Source organism: Marinobacter sp. ELB17 (genome assembly GCF_000169375.1).
GTDB lineage: Bacteria > Pseudomonadota > Gammaproteobacteria > Pseudomonadales > Oleiphilaceae > Marinobacter.
In genome coordinates this window covers 327,293-350,839 of record NZ_AAXY01000003.1, presented here as the reverse complement: position 1 = coordinate 350,839, position 23,547 = coordinate 327,293, and the positions used below count along the sequence as shown (strand labels likewise).

General features: G+C 57.2%; 18 protein-coding genes. 12 read left to right on the top strand and 6 right to left on the bottom strand.

Going from position 1 to position 23,547, the window contains the following annotated elements; translation table 11 throughout:
* Nucleotides 1–36: 36 nt before the first annotated feature.
* Together MELB17_RS06240 and hrpB are read left to right on the top strand one after the other, a co-directional pair.
* Nucleotides 37–1,272, top strand: a complete 1,236-nt coding sequence (locus MELB17_RS06240) for a YbfB/YjiJ family MFS transporter (protein ID WP_007349318.1) — start codon at nucleotides 37–39, stop codon at nucleotides 1,270–1,272.
* A gap of 450 nt (nucleotides 1,273–1,722) precedes the next feature.
* A complete protein-coding gene (hrpB, locus tag MELB17_RS06235) occupies nucleotides 1,723–4,215 on the top strand; it encodes an ATP-dependent helicase HrpB (protein WP_007349317.1) in 2,493 nt (830 codons plus the stop codon).
* Between the two features lie 28 nt (nucleotides 4,216–4,243).
* Here hrpB and MELB17_RS06230 read toward each other — a convergent pair whose 3' ends face one another.
* On the bottom strand, nucleotides 4,244–4,615 hold the full coding sequence (locus tag MELB17_RS06230; protein WP_007349316.1) for a DUF6746 family protein: 372 nt from the start codon (nucleotides 4,613–4,615) through the stop codon (nucleotides 4,244–4,246).
* A 150-nt stretch (nucleotides 4,616–4,765) separates the two neighbouring features.
* Here MELB17_RS06230 and MELB17_RS06225 point away from each other — a divergent pair, with 150 nt between their 5' ends.
* Together MELB17_RS06225 and MELB17_RS06220 are read left to right on the top strand one after the other, a co-directional pair.
* Entirely contained in the window at nucleotides 4,766–5,584 is an 819-nt protein-coding gene (locus MELB17_RS06225; RefSeq protein WP_036183819.1) for an ATP-grasp domain-containing protein, read from the top strand.
* A 213-nt stretch (nucleotides 5,585–5,797) separates the two neighbouring features.
* Entirely contained in the window at nucleotides 5,798–6,973 is a 1,176-nt protein-coding gene (locus MELB17_RS06220) for a type III PLP-dependent enzyme (RefSeq protein ID WP_007349314.1), read from the top strand.
* Nucleotides 6,974–7,070: 97 nt separating this feature from the next.
* Here MELB17_RS06220 and MELB17_RS06215 read toward each other — a convergent pair whose 3' ends face one another.
* From MELB17_RS06215 to MELB17_RS06200, 4 genes are all read right to left on the bottom strand, one after another.
* Nucleotides 7,071–8,282 carry a CynX/NimT family MFS transporter gene (locus MELB17_RS06215; RefSeq protein WP_007349313.1) on the bottom strand — a complete coding sequence of 404 codons (1,212 nt, stop codon included), beginning with the start codon at nucleotides 8,280–8,282 and terminating at the stop codon, nucleotides 7,071–7,073.
* On the bottom strand, nucleotides 8,272–8,667 hold the full coding sequence (locus tag MELB17_RS06210; RefSeq protein ID WP_007349312.1) for an ectoine synthase: 396 nt from the start codon (nucleotides 8,665–8,667) through the stop codon (nucleotides 8,272–8,274). The genes MELB17_RS06215 and MELB17_RS06210 overlap by 11 nt, the downstream gene beginning before the upstream one ends.
* Nucleotides 8,668–8,752: 85 nt before the next feature.
* Nucleotides 8,753–10,192, bottom strand: coding sequence for a GTPase/DUF3482 domain-containing protein (locus MELB17_RS06205; RefSeq protein ID WP_007349311.1), 1,440 nt, complete (start codon nucleotides 10,190–10,192; stop codon nucleotides 8,753–8,755).
* Nucleotides 10,189–11,640, bottom strand: coding sequence for a DUF2868 domain-containing protein (locus MELB17_RS06200; RefSeq protein ID WP_007349310.1), 1,452 nt, complete (start codon nucleotides 11,638–11,640; stop codon nucleotides 10,189–10,191). The genes MELB17_RS06205 and MELB17_RS06200 overlap by 4 nt, the downstream gene beginning before the upstream one ends.
* Nucleotides 11,641–11,727: 87 nt before the next feature.
* Between MELB17_RS06200 and MELB17_RS06195 the strand changes: the two genes are divergently transcribed.
* A complete protein-coding gene (locus MELB17_RS06195; RefSeq protein ID WP_014869416.1) occupies nucleotides 11,728–12,087 on the top strand; it encodes a DUF6164 family protein in 360 nt (119 codons plus the stop codon).
* Nucleotides 12,088–12,111: 24 nt separating this feature from the next.
* On the opposite strand, the gene MELB17_RS06190 is transcribed toward MELB17_RS06195, so the two are convergent.
* Nucleotides 12,112–13,035 carry an alpha/beta hydrolase gene (locus MELB17_RS06190; protein WP_007349308.1) on the bottom strand — a complete coding sequence of 308 codons (924 nt, stop codon included), beginning with the start codon at nucleotides 13,033–13,035 and terminating at the stop codon, nucleotides 12,112–12,114.
* 209 nt (nucleotides 13,036–13,244) lie between these two features.
* Here MELB17_RS06190 and MELB17_RS06185 point away from each other — a divergent pair, with 209 nt between their 5' ends.
* From MELB17_RS06185 to MELB17_RS06155, 7 genes are all read left to right on the top strand, one after another.
* A complete protein-coding gene (locus MELB17_RS06185; RefSeq protein WP_007349307.1) occupies nucleotides 13,245–14,657 on the top strand; it encodes a sigma-54 interaction domain-containing protein in 1,413 nt (470 codons plus the stop codon).
* 327 nt (nucleotides 14,658–14,984) lie between these two features.
* Nucleotides 14,985–16,037 carry a TRAP transporter substrate-binding protein gene (locus MELB17_RS06180; protein WP_007349306.1) on the top strand — a complete coding sequence of 351 codons (1,053 nt, stop codon included), beginning with the start codon at nucleotides 14,985–14,987 and terminating at the stop codon, nucleotides 16,035–16,037.
* A 117-nt stretch (nucleotides 16,038–16,154) separates the two neighbouring features.
* A complete protein-coding gene (locus MELB17_RS06175) occupies nucleotides 16,155–16,793 on the top strand; it encodes a TRAP transporter small permease subunit (RefSeq protein ID WP_007349305.1) in 639 nt (212 codons plus the stop codon).
* A complete protein-coding gene (locus tag MELB17_RS06170) occupies nucleotides 16,793–18,157 on the top strand; it encodes a TRAP transporter large permease (RefSeq protein WP_007349304.1) in 1,365 nt (454 codons plus the stop codon). The genes MELB17_RS06175 and MELB17_RS06170 overlap by 1 nt, the downstream gene beginning before the upstream one ends.
* A 10-nt stretch (nucleotides 18,158–18,167) precedes the next feature.
* Nucleotides 18,168–18,947 carry a 3-hydroxybutyrate dehydrogenase gene (locus MELB17_RS06165; RefSeq protein WP_007349303.1) on the top strand — a complete coding sequence of 260 codons (780 nt, stop codon included), beginning with the start codon at nucleotides 18,168–18,170 and terminating at the stop codon, nucleotides 18,945–18,947.
* Between the two features lie 16 nt (nucleotides 18,948–18,963).
* A complete protein-coding gene (locus MELB17_RS06160; protein WP_007349302.1) occupies nucleotides 18,964–20,970 on the top strand; it encodes an acetoacetate--CoA ligase in 2,007 nt (668 codons plus the stop codon).
* 228 nt (nucleotides 20,971–21,198) lie between these two features.
* Entirely contained in the window at nucleotides 21,199–23,439 is a 2,241-nt protein-coding gene (locus MELB17_RS06155; protein WP_007349301.1) for an NADP-dependent isocitrate dehydrogenase, read from the top strand.
* Nucleotides 23,440–23,547: the final 108 nt, after the last annotated feature.

Here is a 23,547-nt window from a genome sequence, read left to right as displayed (position 1 = left end):
CTGCTTCAACGTTTTTTATAATCACAAGTAACTCACATGGCTCAGAAAACGGCGTTTTCCGCGCTTCACTCGTCGCCTGTCACTTCTCGCGAACTTTTTACCGCACTGGCCGCCGGTGCGGTGCTTCTTCTTGTGGTGCACGCCCTTGGGCGTTTTATGTACACCCCACTTTTGCCTTATTTGGTGAATGACGGCCTGTTTTCCGCCGCAGATGGTGCGGCCGTGGCCACCTGGAATTATATGGGCTATCTGATGGGTGCAGTGCTGGCCATCCGCTGGCATCGCATTGTTCATATTCGCCGTATTTTGCCGCTAGCCGTGGCGGTGCACATTGCCACCACTGTGCTGGTGGCGGTTGAAACCGATCTGACGGCTATTTCCACGACCCGCTGGCTTAACGGCGTGGCCAATGGCGTGGTGTTTGTGCAGGCACCAGCGCTTATTCTGGAGTGGCTGGTGTTGCGTAACCGCGCCAGCCTGAGCGGGCTGGTGTATTTCGGAGTGGGTTTTGGCCTGCTGCTGTCCGCAGGTGTGGTCAGCGGCACGGCGGACTGGCTGGAAGGCCCGGAACGCTGGTGGCCGGCGGCTGTTATCTCTGTTCCGCTGGCGTCTTGGGGCACCTGGAAGCTGATGCAGTTAGATGTGCCGATACATCCACCGGTGGCTATTAACAATTGCGGTGAAGCTCCCAGCACCCGGCTGTTCGACCGTGCCAGTACGCCACTGTTTCTGGCTTACGCCGGCGCCGGCCTGGGTTATATCCTGCCGATGACCTTTCTGCCTCTGCTGGCCAACGTAGAGCTGAAACCTGGGCATTGGTTGCAGGACGGCAGCTGGTTGCTGGTGGCGCTGTGCACCATTCCGGCACCGTGGATATGGAATCGCCTGGGGGCGATTATCGGCGATATTCTGGCGCTGAAAATTAACTTCGCCATTCAGTTAGCGGGTGTTCTCGCTGCGGTAGTGATTCCGGGTGCACTGGGGCTGATTCTATGTGCCATCCTGGTGGGCGTTACTTTCCTGGGCACGGTATTGCTGACCCAGCGCATTGGACGAGCACTGCATCCGCACCAGGGGCCACGCCTGTCTGCGGCGATGGTGGCGTTGTATGGATTTACCCAAATGGTCGGCCCCTGGTTGACGAAACAGTGGCTGGATGCCGGTGGAACTCTAGCGTCAGCGTTCGGTATAGGGGTAGGGGCGCTGTTGTTCGGATGGGTGTTTGTGTTCTTCGTACCGCGGCCGGATGTTTGGCATTCTCGTTCTGTTTAGTTTTTGAGTTTTTAGCTGGTAGAACGTAGCCTTTTGGTTTGGGTGGATTGATCGCGGCGGCGGGGAATGTTTTTTCTTGGAAATGGAACTCGCTGCGCTCAGACACCCATTTCCGGCGAAAAAAATTCCCCACCACCCCGCTCTGTGTAACAAAGTCGATATCGCTAGGGAAGATCAAAGCGGCTTTTGGTTTATAGCTCATCGTGATGGTTAGCGGTTGGTGATCAGGCTTACTGATTCAGGCAATTCTTTACCGGGTTAACCGAAGTCTCGCCGTGCTAAGCTTTCGACTTATCTCCGGGTTTCGCAGGGTGTGGGGGTGAATTTGAATTTTTGGCGGGACAAAGGTGTCTGAGCGCAGCGAGTTCTTTTCCGGCCAAAAATTCAAATTTGCTCCCGCGCCAACTCCCAGCCCAGCAGACTAAACTCAAACCAAGAAGCCAAAGCAACGTGCTCCCAATAGAACACATCCTCCCCCAACTCAAACAAACCCTGGAAACCAACACCACCGCCTTGCTGCAGGCGCCGCCGGGCGCTGGCAAAACCACCCGTGTGCCGCTGGCGTTGCTGGATGCACCCTGGCGTCAGGGACGGCGGATTTTGATGTTGGAGCCGCGGCGACTGGCGGCTCGTTCGGCGGCGCGGTATATGGCCGGGCAGATGGGCGAGCAAGCGGGACAGACGGTGGGTTACCGTACGCGCCTGGATACCCGGGTGTCGGCGGCTACCGTGATTGAAGTGGTGACCGAGGGCATTCTTACCCGTTTGATTCAGAACGATCCGCTGCTGGAAGACTACGCCGCGGTGCTGTTTGATGAGTTTCACGAGCGTTCGTTGCAGGCGGATCTGGGGCTAGCTCTGGTGCGGGAATCGCAGCAGGTGCTGCGGGAGGATTTGCGGGTGTTGGTGATGTCAGCCACGCTGGATACGGCGCCCATTGCCCGATTGCTGGGCGACGTGCCGGTTCTTAGCAGCGAGGGCCGGGCGTTTCCGGTGGAGGTTTTGTATCGGCCTGCTGCGTCTGCGCAACGTCAGCCGCGAGTGGTGGACCAGGTAACGGCGGTGGTGCTTGAGGCCTTGGCTCAGCAGCCGGGTTCGGTGCTGGTGTTTTTGCCTGGAGCTGGTGAAATCCGGAGGGTGGCGCAAGCACTGGCGGGGCAAGTTGCGTCGGATGTGGGGATTGCGCCATTGTTTGGCAATTTGCAGGCAGCGGAGCAGGATCGTGCGATTGCTCCGGCAGCTGATGGCACCCGCAAGGTGGTGCTGGCAACGGCGATTGCCGAAACCAGTTTGACCATTGAAGGCGTGCGGGTGGTGGTGGATAGCGGCCAGCAGCGGCGGGCGGTGTTTGACCCCGGAAGTGGCATGACGCGGCTGGTGACGGGCCGGGTATCGAAAGCGTCGGCAGAGCAGCGCAAAGGCCGCGCCGGGCGAACCCAGCCCGGGGTGTGCTATCGCCTGTGGAGCGAGTCTGAGCAGTATGGTCTGGCAGACTTTACCCCACCGGAGATTCGCGAAGCGGACCTGGCGCCGCTGGTTTTAGAGCTGGCCCAGTGGGGCGCGCGGTCGCCCGATCAGCTGCAGTGGGTTGAGCCGCCGCCGGCGGCGCATTGGCAGCAGGCGGTGGAATTGCTGCAATTGCTGGATATGCTGGGCGAAGACTGTGCCATTACTGGCCACGGTAAGGCGGCGCGGGCACTGGGCGTTCACCCGCGGTTGGCGCACATGGTATTGCTGGGCCGTTCATTGGGGCTAGGTTCCTTGGCGTCAGAATTAGCGGCACTGCTGGAAGATCGGGACCTGCTGGGGCCGGGTGCTGGGGCCGATATGCACGAGCGCGTGCGGGTACTGCGTGGCGAGCGTGGCCACGCACGGGTAGACCCGGCGCGAATTCAGGCGGTGCGAAAGCAGGCCAGGCGCCTGGAACCAGCAACGTCATCGGCCAACCATGGCTCTTCGCCGGCGCCCACTGCGACAGAGGTGGGGCGTTTGTTGGCGCTGGCCTATCCGGACCGTATAGCCCGCCGCCGGCCCGGTGATGCGCCCCGTTACCAGCTTAGTAATGGAAAGGGTGCGCTGCTGCGCGACGACGATGCTCTGGCTCGTTACGACTGGCTGGTGGCGGCGGATCTGGACGGTAAGTCCCGCGAAGCGCAAATTTACCTGGCGGCACCGGTGGATTTGGCGATTCTGGAAAGTGACCTTGCCGCGCACATTCAGCAACGGGACGAAGCCGAGTGGAATGATCGGCGCGGCACCGTGGTTGCGCGCCAGGTGCGCCGCTTGGGTGCCTTGCTGCTGGCCGAAAAACCGCTGGCGAAACCGCCTGCAGAACTGATGCAGCAGGGCTTGCTGGCCGCGGTGCGACGCAAAGGTTTGGGTAGCCTGCCGTGGACCGCCGGCGCCAGGCAGTGGCAGGCGCGGGTCGGGCTGCTGGCGCGGCATTTCCCGGAAGACTGGCCGGATGTCAGTGACACCGCGCTGATGAATTCGCTAGAGGATTGGCTGGCGCCCTACCTGATGGGCCTGAGCCGTTGGGCCGAACTGCAAAAGCTGAATGTGCACGGCGCGTTGAACGGCTTGCTGGATTACGCCCAGCAGCAACGCCTGAACGAGTTGGCGCCGACTGCGCTGACGATTCCAACCGGTAGTTTGGTGACGCTTGATTACACCGCGGAAAACGGCCCGGTGTTGGCGGCCAAGCTGCAGGCGCTGTTTGGCTGGACGCGAACGCCCACCGTCGCCGGTGGTCAGGTGCCGGTGTTAATACACCTATTGTCGCCTGCCCAGCGGCCGCTGGCGGTCACGGCGGATCTGGCCAGCTTCTGGGCCAACGTGTATCCACAGGTGCGCAAAGACACTCGTGGGCGCTACCCTAAACATCCGTGGCCGGAAGATCCGCTGACCGCCGTGGCTCAGCAGGGCGTGAAGCGTAAATCCTAGTGTCCTGCCTGGTGAGCGCTGAAACCACTTATTTTACAATTTTGCGGCCGGTTTCCAGATATTGTTTTCCTGCTGAGCGCACGGTGTTTGGGTCTGAATGCTCGGAGGCCTTGTGTACACGCTCCAAGGTTTCAGCCAATTGTTCCAGTTCGTCGTCCATTTTTTTCAGCGCGTTTTCCAGAGTGTATGTCAGCTGGTGCACATCGTTCATGGTTTCTGGCGTTAACTCACCAGCCAGAATCGTTTCCAGTTTGGTGTTGTACTCGGAAAAGTGATACACCGCCTGATCCAGGGTGTTGGCGGGTTCGCCTTTGTAGTGGTTGGCGTCTTCGGCCATAGCGGGGTTAGCGATCACCAGGGACGTAACGGCGGTAAGGACAAGATGACGAAGCTTTTTCATAAAATGTTCCCAGTTGTTTAACGGAATACGAATTATTATCGATGTGTTTTATGAATGCATTGACAGACGTCAAATTACTGATATCGATAGTGCTTGCCAGCGGACAAAAAACGCCTAGAATTCGCGCACTTCAACCTGTGTGAAACCCTCATGCACTGTGTCTCATTTGATATTTTCCGCACTCTTGGTTTTCCCGATACCACCGTACTCAAGCCGGATCAGCTTTTGCGTCACAAGGAATTGCTGCGCGATGCTGACTGGGTGCTGTTTCCGGAGTATTGGCAGCTAAACACTCTGGTACATGGTCTGAAATGCCGAGTGTTTCCCAGTGTTGCCAGTTACCGCATTGGCCACGACAAAGTGGAAATGACCCGGGCGTTTCAGGCTATCGCGCCTGAGCACACGCCCTGGACGCTGATTACCGCCAATGGCCCCCAGGAACGCGAACAGATATGGCAGGATATGGCCCTGCCCTTTGTGGCCAAGCTGCCAAAAGCGAGCATGGGCGAAGGTGTGTGGCTGATTGAAAACCGTGAAGATTGGCAGCGCTATTGCGATCGTACCGACGTGCTCTATGCCCAGGAATATCTGCCCCTGGAGCGGGATGCGCGGGTGGTGATAGTGGGCGACAAAGTCGTTACCGCCTATTGGCGCACCCAAGCCGATCAGGGCTTTTACAACAACGTGGCCCAGGGCGGGCGAATCGATTACAGCCCGGTGCCGGCGGTGGTGACTGATCTGGTCCTGCGATTGGCGCGGGAGCTGGAGGTAGATCACGCCGGTTTTGATATTGCGCTGGTGGAAGGCTATCCCTTTGTACTGGAATTCAACCGCCTGTTTGGCAATCAGGGTTTGGGTCAGGGCACTGATTTGCAGGACGCAATATTGGCGTACCTGCGCCAGTCCAACGAACCCCGTAACCCGGAAGAGCCGATGATGCCTGATCCGGTATGGCCAGTGGCGGTTTAAATCTTACTGGGGTCCTGCTGGCCGGCGCTTGCAGTGGCTGGTATTTTGACTATCCTGCAAAACAATGCGATTTGCACCAGGCCTGTTTTATGTGTAGATATGCTGATATGCGGACTTGAAAAAAAGCCCGATGATCGCGCTAATCAACGGGCTCTGCCGCCAAGGCGCAGAGCCTTTTTTCTGCTGAATACCCTGTGGAGGGAAACACCACCCATGACCGAGTTATCCAACGCCCGTATTACCGACTACTACACCGAAAGCACGTTCAACCGTATTCGGCAGTTCGCCGAAGGTAAACAAACACCGTTTGTAGTGATTGATACCGCCACTATCGATTCTCACTATAACGAATTGGTTGAGGGTTTCCCTTACGCACAGGTGTATTACGCGGTAAAAGCCAATCCGGCCCCGCAGGTTCTGACTCTGCTGCGAGATAAGGGTGCCAATTTTGACATCGCTTCGGTGTACGAGCTGGAACAGGTAATGGCGCTGGGTGTGACTGCTGAACGCATCAGTTTTGGTAATACCATCAAAAAAGCCAAAGACGTTCGCACATTCTATGAAAAAGGCGTGCGCATGTTTGCTACCGATTCGGAAGCGGATCTGCGCAATATTGCCGAGGTTGCACCGGGCTCAAAAATCTACGTGCGGATTTTGACGGAAGGCACGTTAACCGCCGACTGGCCGTTGTCACGTAAATTTGGCTGCCAGCAAGATATGGCCATGGACCTGCTGATTCTGGCCCGTGACCTGGGTTTGGTGCCCTACGGTGTGTCGTTCCACGTGGGCTCGCAGCAGCGTGAAATTGGCGCCTGGGATGCAGCGCTGGGCACAGTAAAGGTGATTTTTGAGCGTCTCAAGGAAGAAGACGGTATTGAACTGAAAATGATCAATATGGGGGGTGGTTTCCCAGCCAATTACATCACCCGCGCCAATGAAGTGAAGGTGTACGCAGAGGAAATTGGTCGTTTTCTGCGCGAAGACTTTGGCGACGAATTGCCGGAGATTATTATTGAGCCGGGCCGTTCGCTGATTTCCAACGCCGGTGTACTGGTGAGCGAGGTGGTGCTGATTTCCCGTAAATCCAGCACTGCCCTGCACCGCTGGGTGTATACAGACGTGGGCAAGTTTTCCGGGCTGATTGAAACTCTGGACGAAGCTATCAAGTTTCCGATCTGGACTGAAAAAGACGGTGAAGGTGAAGATTGCGTGATTGCCGGGCCAACTTGCGACAGTGCCGACATCATGTATGAAGACCACAAGTATCCGCTGCCGCTGAGTCTGGCGATTGGTGACCGCATGTACTGGTTCTCGACCGGCGCTTACACCACTACCTACAGCGCGGTGGGGTTCAACGGCTTTCCGCCGCTGAAAGATTACTACATTTAATGACGGTTGATTTGGTCGGGTCAGATCAGCGGCCCGGCTGACAGATTTCAGACGACAACGTTGCAGTACAAAAACGGGGCCAGATGGGCTCCGTTTTTTATGAGCTGCGTTCCAGCTTCAGGTTGAACGCGATGGGCAATACCAGCACGCCGTAAGCGATCATTACCCAGAAAGCGTGACGGATGTCGCCGCTGGCGTCTGACACCAAACCGCCGATCATCGGCACAACGAAGGCCACGGTATAACCCACCAGAAAGTTACCCGCCGACAGGCGCCCAGTTTCGGCCGAGGACACCAACAGCGGCGGCACGGCCACCATCAAGATCAGCAGAAGTCCGGCGGTGAAGCTCATAAAGGTAGCGCTGAGAATGCCGAGCCAGCCGGGCATCAGCACAGCGCCGACGGCTCCCAGCAGGCTTAGAATCAGCACGATAATCAGAGGGCTTTTGCGCCCCACCCAAAAGCGCGCCATTTTAAGCATCAGAAGAGACGCCACCACTTGCGCAAAGTTGTACCAGAACAGGGCATCGGTGAGCTGATCCAGTTCACCGCGCTGTTCTAGCAGGTTACTCATGTACGCGTTGAAACCGAAAAACAATGAGCTGGATATGCCCAGCAGCAGGCCAATCCGCAGCGTCAGCGGGTTACTCCAATCTGGCAGCCAGGCCACTTTGCGGGTGGGCCGCGCCAGATCACGCTTGGGTAGGAAAAGCGCAGCAGCCACCAGCAGAGCCGGCAGCGACCAGGCAATCAAGGTGGCGCGCCAACTCTCGCCTACCAGCGGCATAATCACCGGTAGGGTTATCCCGGCGCCGATGAACTCACCCATCAGCATGCCGTTCATGTAAATTGCCGCGCCCATGGCCATATGGTGGGGTGCAAGCCAACGCGGCAGCAGTGCCGGCAGTGCCGGTTGCATCATGGCAATACCCAGGCCCATAACGGCGCCTGCGACCATTAACAAAGTGGTGTCCGGCGCCAGGCCACGGGCGCCAGATCCGATGGTCATGATCAGTATGGCCAGCGCCAGAGTATTACGCGGGCCGATGCGGGAAATAGCCAGGGAACCGGGCATGGCGCCAATGGCCAGCATCAGAATAGGTAAGGTGGTCAATGCGCCGGTCAGGGTTTGCGACAGCGACAGTTCGTCGGCAATGTACGGTGCTAAAGGTGGCGCAATCAGGATAGGTATGCGCAAGTAAGCACCGGCCAGCCAAAGTAAAACCGCCACCGGAAGCAGGGTAACTGCCGGTGGCGGTAGGGTGCGGCTGTTGCGGTGGACAGCAGCGGAGTGAGGGTCAGTCCTCACTGGTATCCGGTAGGTAGGCACCGTCTTCGTCGTGTACTTCCTGACCGGTAACGGGCGGGTTGAACGAACAGATCAGGCGCATGTCTTCAGTGCCACCGAGGAGGGTGTGCTGATCGTGCTTGTCGAGTGCGTAAAGCGTGCCGTCGGAGATCTCGTGGGTTTCACCGGTTGCTTTGTCTGTAATGGTGCCGTTGCCAGCTACGCAATAAACCGCTTCCAGGTGATGCTTGTACCAAAGGTTCAGTTCGGCGCCTGCCGGAATGATTGTTTCGTGAAAAGAGAAGCCCATACCGTCTTTTTTCAGCAGCATACGACGGCTGGTCCAGCCTGGGCCGTGGACTTCACGTTCGGTACCGATAATGTCCTGAACTCGTACAATTTTCACTAGTATTCCTCATGTTAGAGTAGCGCGGCCGGGTAAATATCGGACCGCGCTGTTATGGAATAGCACTATAGTATAAACACCCCTGTCATATGTTTTTCAACTGCCATTCGTTATAAACCGTCATAGCGTGGGTAATCACCTGCCCCAGTTTGTGCTGATCACCAGGGTCTGCGGCCTTACCTTTGCGGGCTTTTTCCAGCGCCCGGTGCAAGGTGTTGCGATCCTGCTTTGACAAGTCTTCCAGCCAGTGGCTGTCGGTGGTCGCAAGCGCCAGCGGAGCCCGGCCGGCATGGTTGCGGTGGCTTACATGCCACCAGTGATTCAGCGCCCTGCCCAACACTACGTAGCCAAACTGGGGGTCTGGCACCGGGCCGAAGCTGGCGGTTTTCAAACCGTCGCGCAGGGGCCCTATCTTCAGTGTAGGCAACGGCAGACGGTCGCCGTAAAAATAACTACCGGCAGCGCCGATTATGCCGCCGATCAGGGCTCCGGTGCCAAATGATGCACCTAACGTTAGGGCGTCAATACCAACACCCCCGACGGCACCAGCGCCAAAACCGACCCCCGCCAGATAGCCTTTGTTCACGCCCCAGAGCTGGCGGCTGTCTTCGGAAAACAGATCGTGTTCACTTTGCCATTCCAGCTCGGCTTCCTGGCGCTGGAGCTGGCCGTGTTGGTACAGCTGCTGAATATCGCCGCGTAGCTGCTGTTCACGCTGGCGCTGATGCTGATACCAGCTCTTGCGAAGCTCGGAGGCAAGGGCGTCTTTGTTATGGCTGGAGGCACTAGCAGCCAGGTCCTCCGCTAAGCTGCGGCTGTGACGGTAGCCCATCATTTGCTGCAGGGTTTGCGCAATCAGCGTGGCGGCCTGTTGCTTGCGTTGCTGGCGCTGGCGGTCCAAAAATCCGGTGGCGGTTTCAAGGGGTTTTTCCCAGGCCGGTTCGAGCTGGCCGAAAGCCCGCAAAAGGCTTAAATGTTGCTCGAAAGGTGCACGAACTGCATCGAACTTGCGCACAATCTGAAAAAATTGCGCCAGCGCCGCCTGCCATGTGTCGCCGTAGTCTTCATCACCAATGCTGTTGATTAGCGCCAGGCTGGGGCGCCCGGTCCAGCGTAATATGGTCATCTCTGCTTCGTGCTGCGGGCTGTATGGCACCGAACCGTCGACCACGTAAATAATGCCGGCGCCCTCGATTAATGGCGCCAGCAGTTCGCATTCGTCGCTGAACTGCGGATTACCGCGATGCTGGGTAGCAAACGCGGCTACCGTGGCGGCTCGGTCTGATGCAGAAACGCTGTGAGCTTCCAACCACTCAAGTACCCGTCGCGGGCGTTGAAAGCCTGGCGTGTCCACCAGGGTGTAAAGCACTTGCCCGTCTACCTGTAACGGGTAGGCGTGGCTGCGGCGGGTGGTGCCAGGTTCCAGCGCAATGGCGATGGCGTCATTTTGGGACAGCGTTGCCACGACCGAAGATTTGCCTTTGTTAGGGTGGCCCACCACTGCAAATACCGGAGCCTGATTCATGACTGCGACAGTCCTGTGCTAATGGCGATATCTCCGACGGTAACAAAACCTGGCGGGCAGCGTTCTGCGAAACGTAACCAGGGTTGTAGCTGGCGGTCTTTAGCGGTGGTTGATGGCTGCCGAGCTGTGGCTTCTAATGGCAGCAAGCAAACCCGGCTGCCGGCAGGCCAGCTTTGGCGAGCGCTGGTCAAAAAGTCCAGCAGCTCGCCAGTGGGCGGCTCCCAGCTGCGCACCAGCATAATGGCGGTGACTGCATCGCTGCTGGCCGCTAGCTGGGCAATCGCCTGCTGATCTTGGCTGAGGCTGGCCAGGCCACCAACATTGAGTGCCGGGCCCGGGCAGATAGCGGCCAGAACCGAGGGCAGTGCTTGTTTGTCAGTGACAGTTCCCGCGCCGGCCCAGCTGAGCAGATGCGCTTTTTCCGAAAGCGGCTGCAACAGGGTATTGTGTCGCGTGTCGGGCAGGTCGTTTGCGTCATTATGACCGGCGCCGGTATCCAGCACCGGTGTTGCCATGCGTCCGCGCAGGGCGTTCAGCCCTGGGTGGCGCCGCAACAATGTGCGCGCACGCAAGCGCACGAATGCGCTTGCGTGGAGGCGCAGCAATAGGCGTGGCAACACGACCCACACCAACCAAAGCATGCTGATAAACGGCCACCACTGGCCCCAGCGGGCCGGTGTGAGCGAGGTGTTTGTGCCGGCGCGAAAAAACCGGGTGGCTTCCACCAGTGTCAGGTCCGGCACCGCGGCCGGCCATAGCCATGCCCAGGGGGTGGCCAGGGCACTGGTGAGTTGGTGATAACCGCTGGCGGCGGTATTCAGGGTAGTGCTCCAGCCGAACGCCAGGTCTTGAGTCACCACCATCGCCAATAAGGTCAATAAAGCTGTTACCGCAAAACTGAGTCCGCCGCCCTGGGCCGCCCGCGCCATAAGAGCGGGCTGTAGTGGCTGCAAGGCCGGGCTGGGAGCAGGCACAAAGCGATTCAGCAGTGGCCGCCAGGGTTGCCAGCCCATCACCGACTGCAGGCTGGTCAGCAGCGCAAGCAGCAGTTGCAGAGCCACAAAACCAATAATCACGGTAACGTTAATGCGCTGGCCACCGTCGTAAAACAACAGCCCGGCCATAGTGATAATGCCCAGCACCGCGCCCAGCGCTATAAAAACGCTGTTGATCCGCTGCCAGTGTTGCTCTATGGATTGGCCTGGGCCTGCAAATTGCTCGCTGCTGTTGTCAAAACGCCTTAGCCAGGCCAGCCAGTGTGCCGGGTCACTTGGGCTGTTGTGCTCTTCGCAGTTCAGCGCAAACTTGCGGTCGCGACGATGAACAAAGTCTGATGCTTGCTGACCGTCCCGCTGAATCTGGGCGTCGAAATTCATTAACAGGCAAAGAGGCTGTTTGATGATGGACGTCTTGGTCATTGACGGTTTTGCCGCTGACTGCTTTACCATGGAATAACTCGTTGGTGAATTCGGCGCTTCCTGCTTTGGTGCTAGGATATAGCCAAGGCCGCCACCGACCAACCCCAACGAGGTTCCATGCCCCATCATCTAATGAATTTACGCCACGTGCCCGACGACGAAGCAGACGACATTCGTGATCTGTTCGAGCGTGAAGAAGTGCGCTATTACGAAACGCCGCCCAGTTTTTGGGGCATTAGTATGGGCGGTTTCTGGGTGCACGATGACGACGAAGCCGAGCGGGCGCGACAATTACTTGCAGGCTACCAGCGGCAGCGCCAAAGCCAGCAGCAGTTGGAGTGGCAGGAGCGTGTGGCGCGGGGCGAAGCCGGCTATGGCAGTATGCTGCGGCGCCACCCGCTGCGCATGCTGGCGGCCATTATCGCTTTAGGAGTCATTGTAGGTGTGAGCCTGCTGCCCTACCTGCGAATGGGTTAATACTGAATATAAGGGTTGAGCAGATCACTGGCTGGCCCCGGGTTTCTGCTGACGCGCCAGAAAATTCAGGCCCTGCTCTACGGCATTGCCGCCGGTCAGAAAGCTGGTGATGTGGCCACGTAAGTTCAGTTTTAACAGGCCACTGTCTACGCCCTTTTTCAACAAAGCCCGATGAAAACTTTCAGCCTGAGAAAACGGCACCAGTAAATCCATGCCGCCGTGAAACAGAAAAAACGGTGGTGCTTGCGGCGTTATGTGAGTGATGGGCGAAGCAATGCGATAGGTCTCAGGTATCTGTTGTTTGTTGGCGCCCAGAAACTGAAACAGCAGCTTGCCCGAATCAAAGCTGGTCAAATCCGCTGGTATGCCGCCGGCGACCACCGCTTGAAGCCGTGTGTTGGCGCCGCCGTAAGGCTGATTAAGATCGCTATCGCTGCTAGCAACCACCGCCAGTAGCGCAATCAGGTGCGCACCGGATGAAAACCCGAAACCGCTGACCCGCTGGGTATCCAGGCCATAGCGCGAACCGTTAGTGGCCAGCCACTGGCGTGCTACCTGCAGGTCATGCAACTGGGCGGGAAAGGTGTATTCGGGCGCAAACCGGTAGGCAATGTTGAACACCGCAAACCCGTGGCCGGCGAGCTTTTCAGCAATCCACACCATGTCCGCCGGCGAACGGCTGTTCCAGCCACCCCCATGCACCATCAGTACGACTGGGCTGGGGCCACTTTGCCGCGGCAAATACAAGTCACCGGTCAGTGTCTGGGGCCAGTTCCCCGGGGTGTATACCAAGCCTTCTACCACGTCATATTCGGTGGTTTTGGGTTCTGAACCGGTCAGGTTTTCTGCGCCGTAGTAATGGCTGCAGCCTGGCAATGACGCCAGCGCTGTGAGCAGAAAAATGGATGTGCCCAGTATTTTTCCGGGATAACCGGCGGCGTGGGACATGGTGTGAAAACTCCTTTTCGTAAAATATTCAGCCTAGTATGAACCTCAGCCGGTGACACACTTTAATACGTTGTTGCAGTGTAATAGGCCACCCTGCTGTCGCCACCACAGTCGGTTTGCTCCCCGGGAAAGCCGGCCATATACTCCTCAGTGCATTTGGCACCCGAGTTTTCACCACGCACGACACGAACCCCGGCGGTACCTGTTTAATGACGCAACCGTTTAAAGACAAGAACAAAAGCGGTCTGACGCGGGAGCTGATAGAAGCCCTGTTTCCGATGTTTGAACAAGCCAGCGTCGGTGCCATTGCGGTTGATCGCGAGGCCCGTATTACCTGGATAAATAACAGCTATGCCCAGCTGCTCAGCTTGAGAAACCCGGCTGGCGTCATCGGTCTCCCGGTGCGCCAGGTGATTCCTGAAACCCGCATGCCCGAAGTAGTGGAAACCGGCAAACCACTGCTGCTCGATATCATGGAGCACCATCAACAACAGCTGGTGGTTACTCGCTTGCCATTTTATGACGACGCTGGTGAGATCGAAGGCGCTGTGGCGTTTGTGCTTTACGGCGACCTGCAACCGCTTACGCCGCTGATCAGCAAGTATCGACGTTTGCATCAGGATCTCGCTGCGGCTCGCAAGGCGCTGGCTAAAAAAGCGAGGAGCACGCGATACAGTCTTGGAGATTTTGTTGGCGCCAGCCCTGGAGCCCTTGAGGTCAAGCGCCGTGCCCGCCTGGCTGCCGGCCGTGAAATGGCGGTGCTGTTGCTGGGTGAGACCGGTACCGGCAAGGAAGTGCTGGCCCAGGCCATCCACTCTGTTTCCAGCCGTGCAGAAAAGCCGTTTGTGGGTGTGAACGTGGCGGCCATTCCGGATAATCTGCTGGAAGCCGAGTTCTTCGGAGTGGCGCCGGGCGCCTATACCGGGGCTGATCGTAAGCTTCGGGAAGGAAAGTTCCAGCTCGCTAACGGCGGCACGCTGTTTCTCGACGAAGTCGGCGACATGCCCTTGCCGCTGCAGGCCAAACTCTTGCGAGTCCTACAAGAAGGAGAGGTCGAGCCTCTGGGTTCCAACAAGGTGACATCGATAGATGTCCGGGTCATCGCGGCAACCAGTCGCAATCTCAAAGCCATGATTGCCGATGGCATTTTCCGCTCAGATCTGTATTACCGGCTCAACGTGCTGGAAATCCCTATACCACCTCTGAGAGATCGTCTCGCTGACCTCGGATTGCTGTGCGAGACCCTGCTCTGGGAAATCAGCGAGGGACTGGGTATGCGTGCTGAGATTACGGATGCTGGTGTTGCGGCTCTTGCCAGTTATGACTGGCCCGGGAATATCCGCGAATTACGCAATCTGCTGGAAAGGGCCCTGACCATGAGCGAGGGAGGTGGCGTGCTGGATGCCGATGCCATGTTTAAAGTGCTGCCTCGGGTTGGCGGGCGCCCCGCCTCGCAAATAGGGTTGCGGCCCGTCAGGCCACTGGCCGCGACTCTGGCAGAGGCGGAAGCTCAGGCGATAGCAGAGGCACTGGTTGCAAGCAGGGGCAACCGTACTAAGGCCGCTCGGCTACTGGGTATTTCCCGCTCGATGCTGTACGAGAAACTAGCAAAAATGTCCTGATTTCCGGACAGGCGTCTTGATTTATGTACAATTACCTACGACTATAGTATCAATGTGTCCGAAATTTCGGACGCATTGATAGTCGTAAATTTCTTAATTTTATTTACACTTCTGATATATATGATAAAAAATGTTTTGGCGTAATATATGCATATTGTCAGAAGCAGGACGTCAGAACAACGCAGAAAACAAGACTGACGCTTTCGTTGGATCCGAAAATCACACATGTCCGTCTCGCTTCCTGTGATTTCTGACTAACCTCAGACCAGGCCATCGGGAAAAACGTCCTGTTGACCAAATAAAACAACAAAGCCAGGAGACTTGCCAATGAAACTCTTTAAGGCCCTTACCGGAATTGCCGGTGCGGTTGTCCTGACAACAGGAACGGCTTTCGCGGATGACCTGCGCTGGAAAATGCCGGTTGCCTTTGCCACTAATCTCCCCGGCCTGGGTTCGCCTGCCGCTTGGGTTGCCGATAGCCTCAACACCGCTTCCGATGGCAGCATCCAGGTTCGCGTCTATGAACCCGGTAAGCTGGTTCCGCCTTTCGATATTTTGCAGTCCGTTTCTGATGGCAAGGTCGAAGCAGGTTACACCTGGATCGGTTACGACCAGGGCAAGGTACCTGCGATTCCCCTGTTTGCAGCTGTACCCTTTGGCATGAAGCCCTGGGCCTATACTGGCTGGTACTACTACGGTGGTGGCCATGAAATGCTGCAGGAAGTCTATGCCAACAAGGGCTTCGAAGTGCACGCCCAACTGTGCGGCATTATAGGGCCTGAAACAGCGGGCTGGTATTCGAAAAAAATTGAAACACTGGAAGACTACAAGGGTCTGAAGATTCGCTTCGCGGGTCTGGGTGGCAAGGTTCTGGAAAAACTGGGCGCCTCGGTCACCATGATGCCGGGCGGAGAGCTTTATCAGGCGCTGGAGAAGGGCACCATCGACGCCACTGAATTCTCGATGCCCGCCATCGATCAGATCCTCGGTTTCGACCAGATAGTGAAATACAACCTCTTCCCCGGTTGGCACCAGCAGTTCACTGCCCAGTACATGCTGATCAACAAAGACGAGTGGAACAACGCGACCGTTGCGCAGAAAGCGCTGGTTGTGGCCTCTTGCACCGCCGCAACAACCATGGCCCTGGCCGAGGGTGAGTACAAGAACGGTAAGGTTCTGGCCGGCTTCCAGGCAAATGGCATTCAGGCCGATCAGATTCCCCTGGATGTGTTGCGTCAGCTAAAAGCGGTGACCGACGAAGTGCTCGCGGAAGAAGCCTCCAATGATGCTGACTTCAAGCGCGTCTATGAAAGCCAGAACGAGTTCATGAAGACCTACAAGGTGTGGGATACACGTGCCTATGTTCCGGCGGACCTGTAAGGTCCGACGCTGACCCTGAGACATCGGAAGCTATTCCGGTGCTCTCTGACCAAGTCTGGATGGCCCCTCGGGGCCATTCTTTTTTCATGACGGGCTTTCTGAGCGAGGAACTGTTGTATGACGGTGTCTGGTAAAGGCTCACCGCAGAACGTGCGGCCATCGGTGTCTGACACCGACGAATTTCTTCATCATCACACAGAGTTACCAACAACCCGGGTCAGTCAGGGGATGGACCGTGTGATTGCTGCGATCGGTAAGGGTGCTTCCTGGCTCTGGGTAGTGTTAACCGGAGTGATCATCTGGGCCGTAGTTGGCCGCTATGCCTTTGACCATGGTTCTGTGACATTGGAAGAAGTGCAGTGGCATCTGGCCGGCACCGGCTGGCTGCTGGGGCTGGCCTATACTCTGGTGGTCGATGATCACGTGAGAGTGGATGTAATCCATGAGCGCCTGTCCCTGAAAAGCCAGGGCTGGATTGAACTGTTCGGCCTGGTGGTTCTGTTGTTGCCGTTCCTCGGGTTGGCGGTTTACGAAATGATCCCCTACGCCTTCAGCTCTTGGCAACAGGGTGAAACCAGTCAGGCACCTGCCGGGCTGCCATACCGCTGGGTTCCCAAGGGTATTCTGGCATTGTCTTTTATTCTTCTAATGCTGGCTGCGCTATCCCGTTTGCTGAAAGTCACCGCATTACTTTTCGGTTTTCCGAAGCCAATCCGGAGCAAGTCCGGGAATGACAAGAAAGAAGGTGCGTCCTGATGGAGCTTGAAACGCTATTTGTAATCGGAATGTTTCTGACTTTCATGGTGTTATTGATGACCGGTTTTCCGGTTGCCTGGGTGTTGGGTGGCACCGCAGTCATCTGGACGGTCGTCGGTGTGATGGCCGTGGAAAATTTTGGTGCCAATCTATGGTTCGACTATTCCTCCTCCATGGGGCTTGTGCCCGAGCGGGTATGGAACATCGTAAACAGCGAGACCCTTGTCGCTCTGCCGATGTTTATCTTTATGGGCATCATGCTTGATCAGTCTGGTGTCGCCGAGCGACTGATGAACAGCATGGTAAAACTTTTTGGCGCGGTTCGCGGCGGATATGCGGTAACGGTGATTATCATTGGCGTGCTGTTGGCGGCGACCACCGGCATCATTGGTGCTTCTGTGGTGTTACTGGGCATGCTCTCTTTGCCGGTGATGATGGAGAACAAGTACGACAAAGGGTTTGCCGTGGGCACCGCCTGCGCCACCGGCACTCTTGGAATCCTGATTCCTCCTTCCATCATGCTGGTGCTGATGGCTGACCGGCTGGCGGTTCCGGAAGCGTCGGTGGGTGATCTGTTCATGGGAGCGTTCTTGCCCGGCCTGATGCTGGGTGCTATGTACGTTGCCTATGCCATGATCCGCCCCCTGCTGCAGCCGCATATTGCACCAGTGCCGGAGGGCACGGAGAAGGTGTCCTGGAGCATTGTCTGGGAAGTGGCCAAGGCAGTTCTGCCCACGGCTGCGCTAATTCTCGGTGTGCTTGGTTCTATCTTTGCCGGTATAGCCACGCCCACGGAGGCTTCCGGTGTGGGTGCTCTGGGAGCTCTTTTGCTGGCCCTGATGGCAAGACGTCTGAACCTGAAAGTACTCAGCTCCTCGCTGCAGCAGACAACCCGTACGTCGGCGTTTATTTTCGCCATTTTTCTGGGGGCAACGGCGTTCTCTGTGGTGCTGCGGGGTCTTGGTGGCGACGAGGTAATCAAAGATGCGCTGCTGGGGCTGCCATTCGGACCCTATGGCGTGGTACTGACCATTCTGTTCGCGGTGTTCTTGCTTGGCTTTTTCCTGGACTGGGTTGAGATCACCTTGATTATTCTTCCGCTGGTGGCACCGGTTGTCCAACATCTTGGATTCGACCTGGTGTGGTTTACCATCCTTTTTGCCATGTGCCTGCAGACGTCTTTCCTGACGCCACCGGTAGGCTTTGCACTGTTCTACATTAAGGGCGTGGCGCCGCCGGAAATCACTGTGATCGACATCTACAAGGGCGTCATACCCTTCATCATCATTCAGGTGGTGGCCCTGGCGATCGTATTCCTGGTGCCTGAAATCGCGACTTGGCTGCCCAGCGTGGCTTACGACTGAGGAGATAATAATGCGTCTAGAAAACCGAATAGCCCTGATTACCGGGGCAGGTCGCGGCATCGGCCGGGCAGTCGCCGAACACTATGGCCGTGAAGGTGCCCGTGTAGCGGTAGCCGACCTGGACTACAACACCGCGCAGGAGGTTGCCGAACATATCAACAGCGCCGGTGGAAGCGCCATGGCACTGGCCATGGATGTTACAGACGAACAGGCGGTGGAACAGGGCGTTAACTCGGTGGTCGAAGCCTGGGGTGGTCTGGATATTGTGCTGGCCAACGCCGGTATACAGCACATCGCGCCACTGGATCAGCTGAGTTTTAATCACTGGCGTCAGGTGATGAGCGTGCATCTGGACGGCGCTTTCCTGCTGACCCGGTCAGCCCTGCAAACCATGTACGCCAAGGGTGGCGGTACAATCCTGTATATGGGCTCGGTACACTCGCTGGAAGCGTCGCCATTAAAAGCACCTTATGTGGCGGCTAAACACGGCATGCTGGGCTTGTGCCGCGCGGTAGCCAAAGAGGGCGCTGAACACGGTGTGCGCAGCAACATTATCTGTCCCGGATTTGTGCGTACCCCGCTGGTGGACAAACAGATTCCCGAGCAAGCGCAGGCTTTGGGCATATCTGAGGAAGATGTGATCTCTAAGGTGATGTTGAAAAACACCGTAGACGGAGAATTCACCACTCTGGCGGACGTGTCAGAACTTGCCGTATACCTGGCGGCTTTTCCGTCAGCAGCGCTGACGGGGCAATCGATTGTGGTCAGCCACGGCTGGCACATGCAGTAAGAAAACGGAGTAACGGATGAATAACAACGAACAATCCCCGGTAGTCTGGTCTCCTTCTGGCACAGTCCTTAAAGACAGCCAGATGGGGCGCTTTCAACACTGGCTGGAAGACCTGGGTTACGGCCCCTTTGCGGACTATCACGAACTGCATGAATGGTCGGTGAGCGACCTTGAAGGCTTCTGGAGAGCCGTTTGGGATTACTGCGGACTGATCAGCCACACGCCCGCGCAAAAGGTATTGGGCAAGCGTGACATGCCCGGCGCTGAATGGTTTCCGGGTATGACTCTGAACTTCGCCGCCAACCTGCTGCGCCACGCCGAAGGCGAACAGGCTAACAGCGAAGCCATTGTTGCTTACTGCGAAACCCGCCCGGTACTGCGCCGCACCTATACGGAGTTGCGCGCCGACGTGGGCGCTCTGGAAGCCTATCTGTGCAGCCAGGGCGTTATCAAAGGTGACCGGGTTGCCGGTATTGTCACCAACGGCTACGAAGCCATGGTGGGCATGCTGGCGGCCACCAGTATGGGTGCGCTCTGGAGCTCAGCGTCACCGGACTTCGGCATTGGCGCCATTCTGGACCGCTTTGGCCAGATTGAACCAACCGCGCTGATTGCCGTAAACGGCTACGGCTACGGCGGCAAAGTATTCCAGCGCCAGCAAGAATTCGCCCAATTGATTAGCGGCCTGCCCTCGCTGAAATGCGTGGTCAGCGTGCCACAGCTACCGGACGCACCGGCCATCGACAGCCCCTTGGTCAGCGACTGGCACGACGCCATTGCAGCCGGCGCAGGCACACCTCCGTCGTTCACCCCAGTGGCCCCGGATCACCCTGTGTATATCCTCTATTCCTCTGGCACCACCGGCAAACCCAAGTGCATCGTACATGGCACTGCTGGCCTGCTGGTCAACCACGCGAAAGAGTTGATGTTGCACGGCGATGTCGGCAGCGGCGACCGCTTCATGTACTTCACCACCTGTGGCTGGATGATGTGGAACTGGCAGGCATCTGCCCTGCTGACCGGCGCGGCGGTGATCACCGTAGACGGCTCGCCGGGCTACCCCAGCCTGAACATGCTGTGGCAAACCGTAGCCGATGAAAAAGTCACCCACTTCGGCACCAGCGCGAGATTCCTGGCCGGTTGTCGTAAAGACGGCATGACCCCGGCTAAAGACCTGGATTTGAGCGTTCTCAGAGTCGTTTTCTCAACCGGCTCGCCGCTGCTGCCAGAAGACTACGACTGGATTTACACAGACGGCGCACCGAATGCCCTGTTAGGCTCCATCGCGGGCGGCACCGACATCTGCGGCTGCTTTGTAGGCTCCACGCCCTTGCTACCTGTGCGCCGCGGCGAAATACAGTGCCGCTTCCTGGGCGTAGACGCCGCCGCCTTTGACGACAACGGCCAATCCGTGAGCTCCGGCCGCGGTGAACTGGTGTGCCGCCAGCCCTTGCCGTCCATGCCCGTCAGCTTCTGGGACGACCCAGACGGCGAACGCTACCGTAATGCCTACTTCGACACCTTCGCCGAATCCGCCCCTGGGGTATGGGCCCACGGCGATTTCATCGAATTCACCGAACACGGCGGCGCCATTATCTACGGCCGTTCCGACGCCACCCTGAACCCCGGCGGCGTTCGCATCGGTACCGCCGAAATCTACCGCCAGGTAGAAACCGAAGCCGCTATAAAAGATAGCCTGGTGGTTGGTCGCCAAATCGAAGGCGACGTAGAAGTGGTATTGCTGGTCGTACTGGCCGATGGCGAAACCCTGAGCGACGAGCTGCTCAAGCGTCTGAAAACCCAAATCCGCAAAGGCGCCAGCCCTCGCCACGTACCCCACCACATCATCCCGGTACCAGACATCCCCTACACCCGCAGCGGTAAAAAAGTAGAACTTGCCGTAGCTCGCCTCATCAACGGCTCTGCCCGCAGCGACAACCGCGACGCGTTGGCCAATCCGGAAGCACTGGATGCCATTCAGGCGTGTTTGCAGGAAGCAGGGTTGTTGCCGAAGGAAGGTTAAACAGGGTCTAGCCGAAAGAACGAAGAGCCTTGGTGGGACCTGCTCCCACCAAGGCGATACCACCAAAATCCGTCCTTATACTAAGATCTTAGCTGCAATTCCCTAAAAAATGTTATCCTAGTGAGTCTAATAAAAACTACCAACCAGTCACAGCCAAAGCCAGAGGTGCCCAGCACAGCTGCCAGCCGTGACCGTCCTGAATCCAACCTTTGTAGCTCGAGGACGAACATGACAGAGTCAATAACCAAAATTATCTACACACTGACTGACGAAGCGCCAGCGCTTGCCACCCGGTCACTGTTGCCGATCCTGAAGACCTACGCCAAGCCGGCCGGTATTCATTTTGAAACCAGCGATATCTCATTGGCGGCCCGCATCCTGGCCAACTTCCCGGACTACCTCGCAGAAGACCAGCGCGTGCCTGATGCTCTGGCCGAGCTGGGTGAATACACCAAAGATCCCAACGCCAACATCATTAAATTGCCGAACATTTCCGCCTCTATCCCGCAGCTGCGCTCTGCCATCAAAGAGTTGAACAAGCAGGGTTATAAAGTCCCGGAATATGAAGAAAACCCCCAGACTGACGAAGAAAAAGATGTCACCTCCCGTTATAGCAAAGTATTGGGTAGCGCTGTAAACCCGGTATTGCGTGAAGGCAACTCTGACCGCCGTGCTCCTGCCGCGGTAAAAGCCTTTGCCCGCAAATACCCGCACTCTATGGGCGAGTGGAGCCCGGCATCGCGCACCCACGTAGCGCACATGAAAGGCGGCGACTTCTACTCCTCAGAGCAGTCCGTCACTCTGGACAAGGCCACCAACAGCCGCATCGTGTTCGAGAACAAGAAAGGCGAACAGACCGTGCTGAAAGCTGAACTGCCGCTGTTGGACGGTGAAGTGCTCGACGGCATGAACATGAGCAAAAAAGCGCTGTGTGCATTCTTCGAAGCGGCCATTAAAGACTGTGAAGACACCGGCGTGATGTTCTCGCTGCATGTTAAAGCCACCATGATGAAAATCTCCCACCCGATCGTGTTTGGTCACGCGGTGAAGATTTACTACAAAGAACTGTTTGACCAGTTTGGCGACTTGTTCGACGAGATCGGCGTAAACCCGAACAACGGTTTGTCATCTGTGCTCGAGAAAATCAAGCTACTGCCAGAGTCGAAGCAGGAAGAAATTCAGGAAGCATTGCACAAAACCTACGAGCACCGCCCGGAAATCGCCATGGTGGACTCGGTCAAAGGTATCACCAACCTGCACATGCCCAGTGACATTATCGTAGACGCCTCCATGCCTGCGATGATCCGTAACTCTGGCAAAATGTGGGCCCGTGATGGCAAGCTGAAAGACACCAAAGCGGTAATGCCGGAGTCGACCTACGCCACTATTTACCAGGAAGCCATCAACTTCTGTAAAACCAACGGCGCGTTTGACCCCACCACCATGGGCACCGTACCAAACGTAGGTCTGATGGCGCAGAAAGCCGAAGAGTACGGCTCCCACGACAAGACGTTTGAAATCAAAGAAGACGGCATTATTCGGGTGATCGCCGAAGACGGCACCGTACTGACCGAGCACAACGTGGAAACCGGCGACATCTGGCGCGCATGCCAGACTAAAGACCTGCCCATCCGCGACTGGGTCAAACTGGCCGTTAATCGTGCCCGTGCCACCGGCATGCCGGCTGTGTTCTGGCTGGACGACGAGCGTGCCCACGACGCCCAGTTGATCGAGAAAGTAAACACTTACCTGAAAGACCACGACACCGATGGTCTGGACATCCGCATCATGTCGCCGGTACGTGCTATTCGCTGGACCATGGAACGCCTGATCCGCAGCCTGGATACCATTTCGGTAACCGGCAACGTATTGCGTGACTACCTGACGGACCTGTTCCCGATTCTGGAGCTGGGCACCAGCGCCAAAATGCTGTCCATCGTACCGCTGCTGAACGGCGGTGGTCTGTACGAAACCGGTGCTGGCGGTTCTGCGCCCAAGCACGTACAGCAGCTGGTTGAAGAAAACCATCTGCGCTGGGATTCATTGGGTGAGTTCCTGGCCATTGCGGTATCGCTGGACGAGCTGGGTGCAAAGCACAATAACCACCGTGCACGCCTGCTGGGCCAGACCTTGGACAAAGCCACCGAGACACTGCTGGAAAACAACCAGTCACCGTCGCGCTCTACCGGCGAGCTGGACAACCGTGGCAGCCATTTCCACCTGGCTTATTACTGGGCGCAGGAACTGGCCGCTCAGGACGAAGACGAGGAACTGAAAACCTTCTTCGCCAAGCTGGCTGAAAAGTTGGGAGCCAGCAAAGACAAGATTCTTGAAGAGCTGACAGTGATTCAGGGCAAAGCAGTGGATCTGGGTGGTTACTTTCACGCGCCTGCTGGCAGAGTAACCGAAGTCATGCAGCCCAGCGCAACGCTAAACAAGCTGATGGAAGAAGCCCGCGCCTCGGTTTAACGCCCTTGGTGTGGCAGCGGCCCGGTAAATAACCCGAGCCGCTGAATTGAAAAACCCGCAAAACGGTCACCGTTTTGCGGGTTTTTTGTGTGGAGATTTTGCCCAGTC

Bases quoted from the DNA above. Each gene is read 5' to 3' on its own strand.
- MELB17_RS06230 (WP_007349316.1), bottom strand. From the start codon at position 4,615: ATGAAAAAGCTTCGTCATCTTGTCCTTACCGCCGTTACGTCCCTGGTG.
- MELB17_RS06220 (WP_007349314.1), top strand. From the start codon at position 5,798: ATGACCGAGTTATCCAACGCCCGTATTACCGACTACTACACCGAAAGC.
- MELB17_RS06200 (WP_007349310.1), bottom strand. From the start codon at position 11,640: ATGGTAAAGCAGTCAGCGGCAAAACCGTCAATGACCAAGACGTCCATC.
- MELB17_RS06195 (WP_014869416.1), top strand. From the start codon at position 11,728: ATGCCCCATCATCTAATGAATTTACGCCACGTGCCCGACGACGAAGCA.
- MELB17_RS06185 (WP_007349307.1), top strand. From the start codon at position 13,245: ATGACGCAACCGTTTAAAGACAAGAACAAAAGCGGTCTGACGCGGGAG.
- MELB17_RS06205 (WP_007349311.1), bottom strand. From the start codon at position 10,192: ATGAATCAGGCTCCGGTATTTGCAGTGGTGGGCCACCCTAACAAAGGC.
- MELB17_RS06165 (WP_007349303.1), top strand. From the start codon at position 18,168: ATGCGTCTAGAAAACCGAATAGCCCTGATTACCGGGGCAGGTCGCGGC.
- MELB17_RS06225 (WP_036183819.1), top strand. From the start codon at position 4,766: ATGCACTGTGTCTCATTTGATATTTTCCGCACTCTTGGTTTTCCCGAT.
- MELB17_RS06190 (WP_007349308.1), bottom strand. From the start codon at position 13,035: ATGTCCCACGCCGCCGGTTATCCCGGAAAAATACTGGGCACATCCATT.
- MELB17_RS06240 (WP_007349318.1), top strand. From the start codon at position 37: ATGGCTCAGAAAACGGCGTTTTCCGCGCTTCACTCGTCGCCTGTCACT.
- MELB17_RS06180 (WP_007349306.1), top strand. From the start codon at position 14,985: ATGAAACTCTTTAAGGCCCTTACCGGAATTGCCGGTGCGGTTGTCCTG.
- MELB17_RS06155 (WP_007349301.1), top strand. From the start codon at position 21,199: ATGACAGAGTCAATAACCAAAATTATCTACACACTGACTGACGAAGCG.
- MELB17_RS06170 (WP_007349304.1), top strand. From the start codon at position 16,793: ATGGAGCTTGAAACGCTATTTGTAATCGGAATGTTTCTGACTTTCATG.
- MELB17_RS06160 (WP_007349302.1), top strand. From the start codon at position 18,964: ATGAATAACAACGAACAATCCCCGGTAGTCTGGTCTCCTTCTGGCACA.
- MELB17_RS06175 (WP_007349305.1), top strand. From the start codon at position 16,155: ATGACGGTGTCTGGTAAAGGCTCACCGCAGAACGTGCGGCCATCGGTG.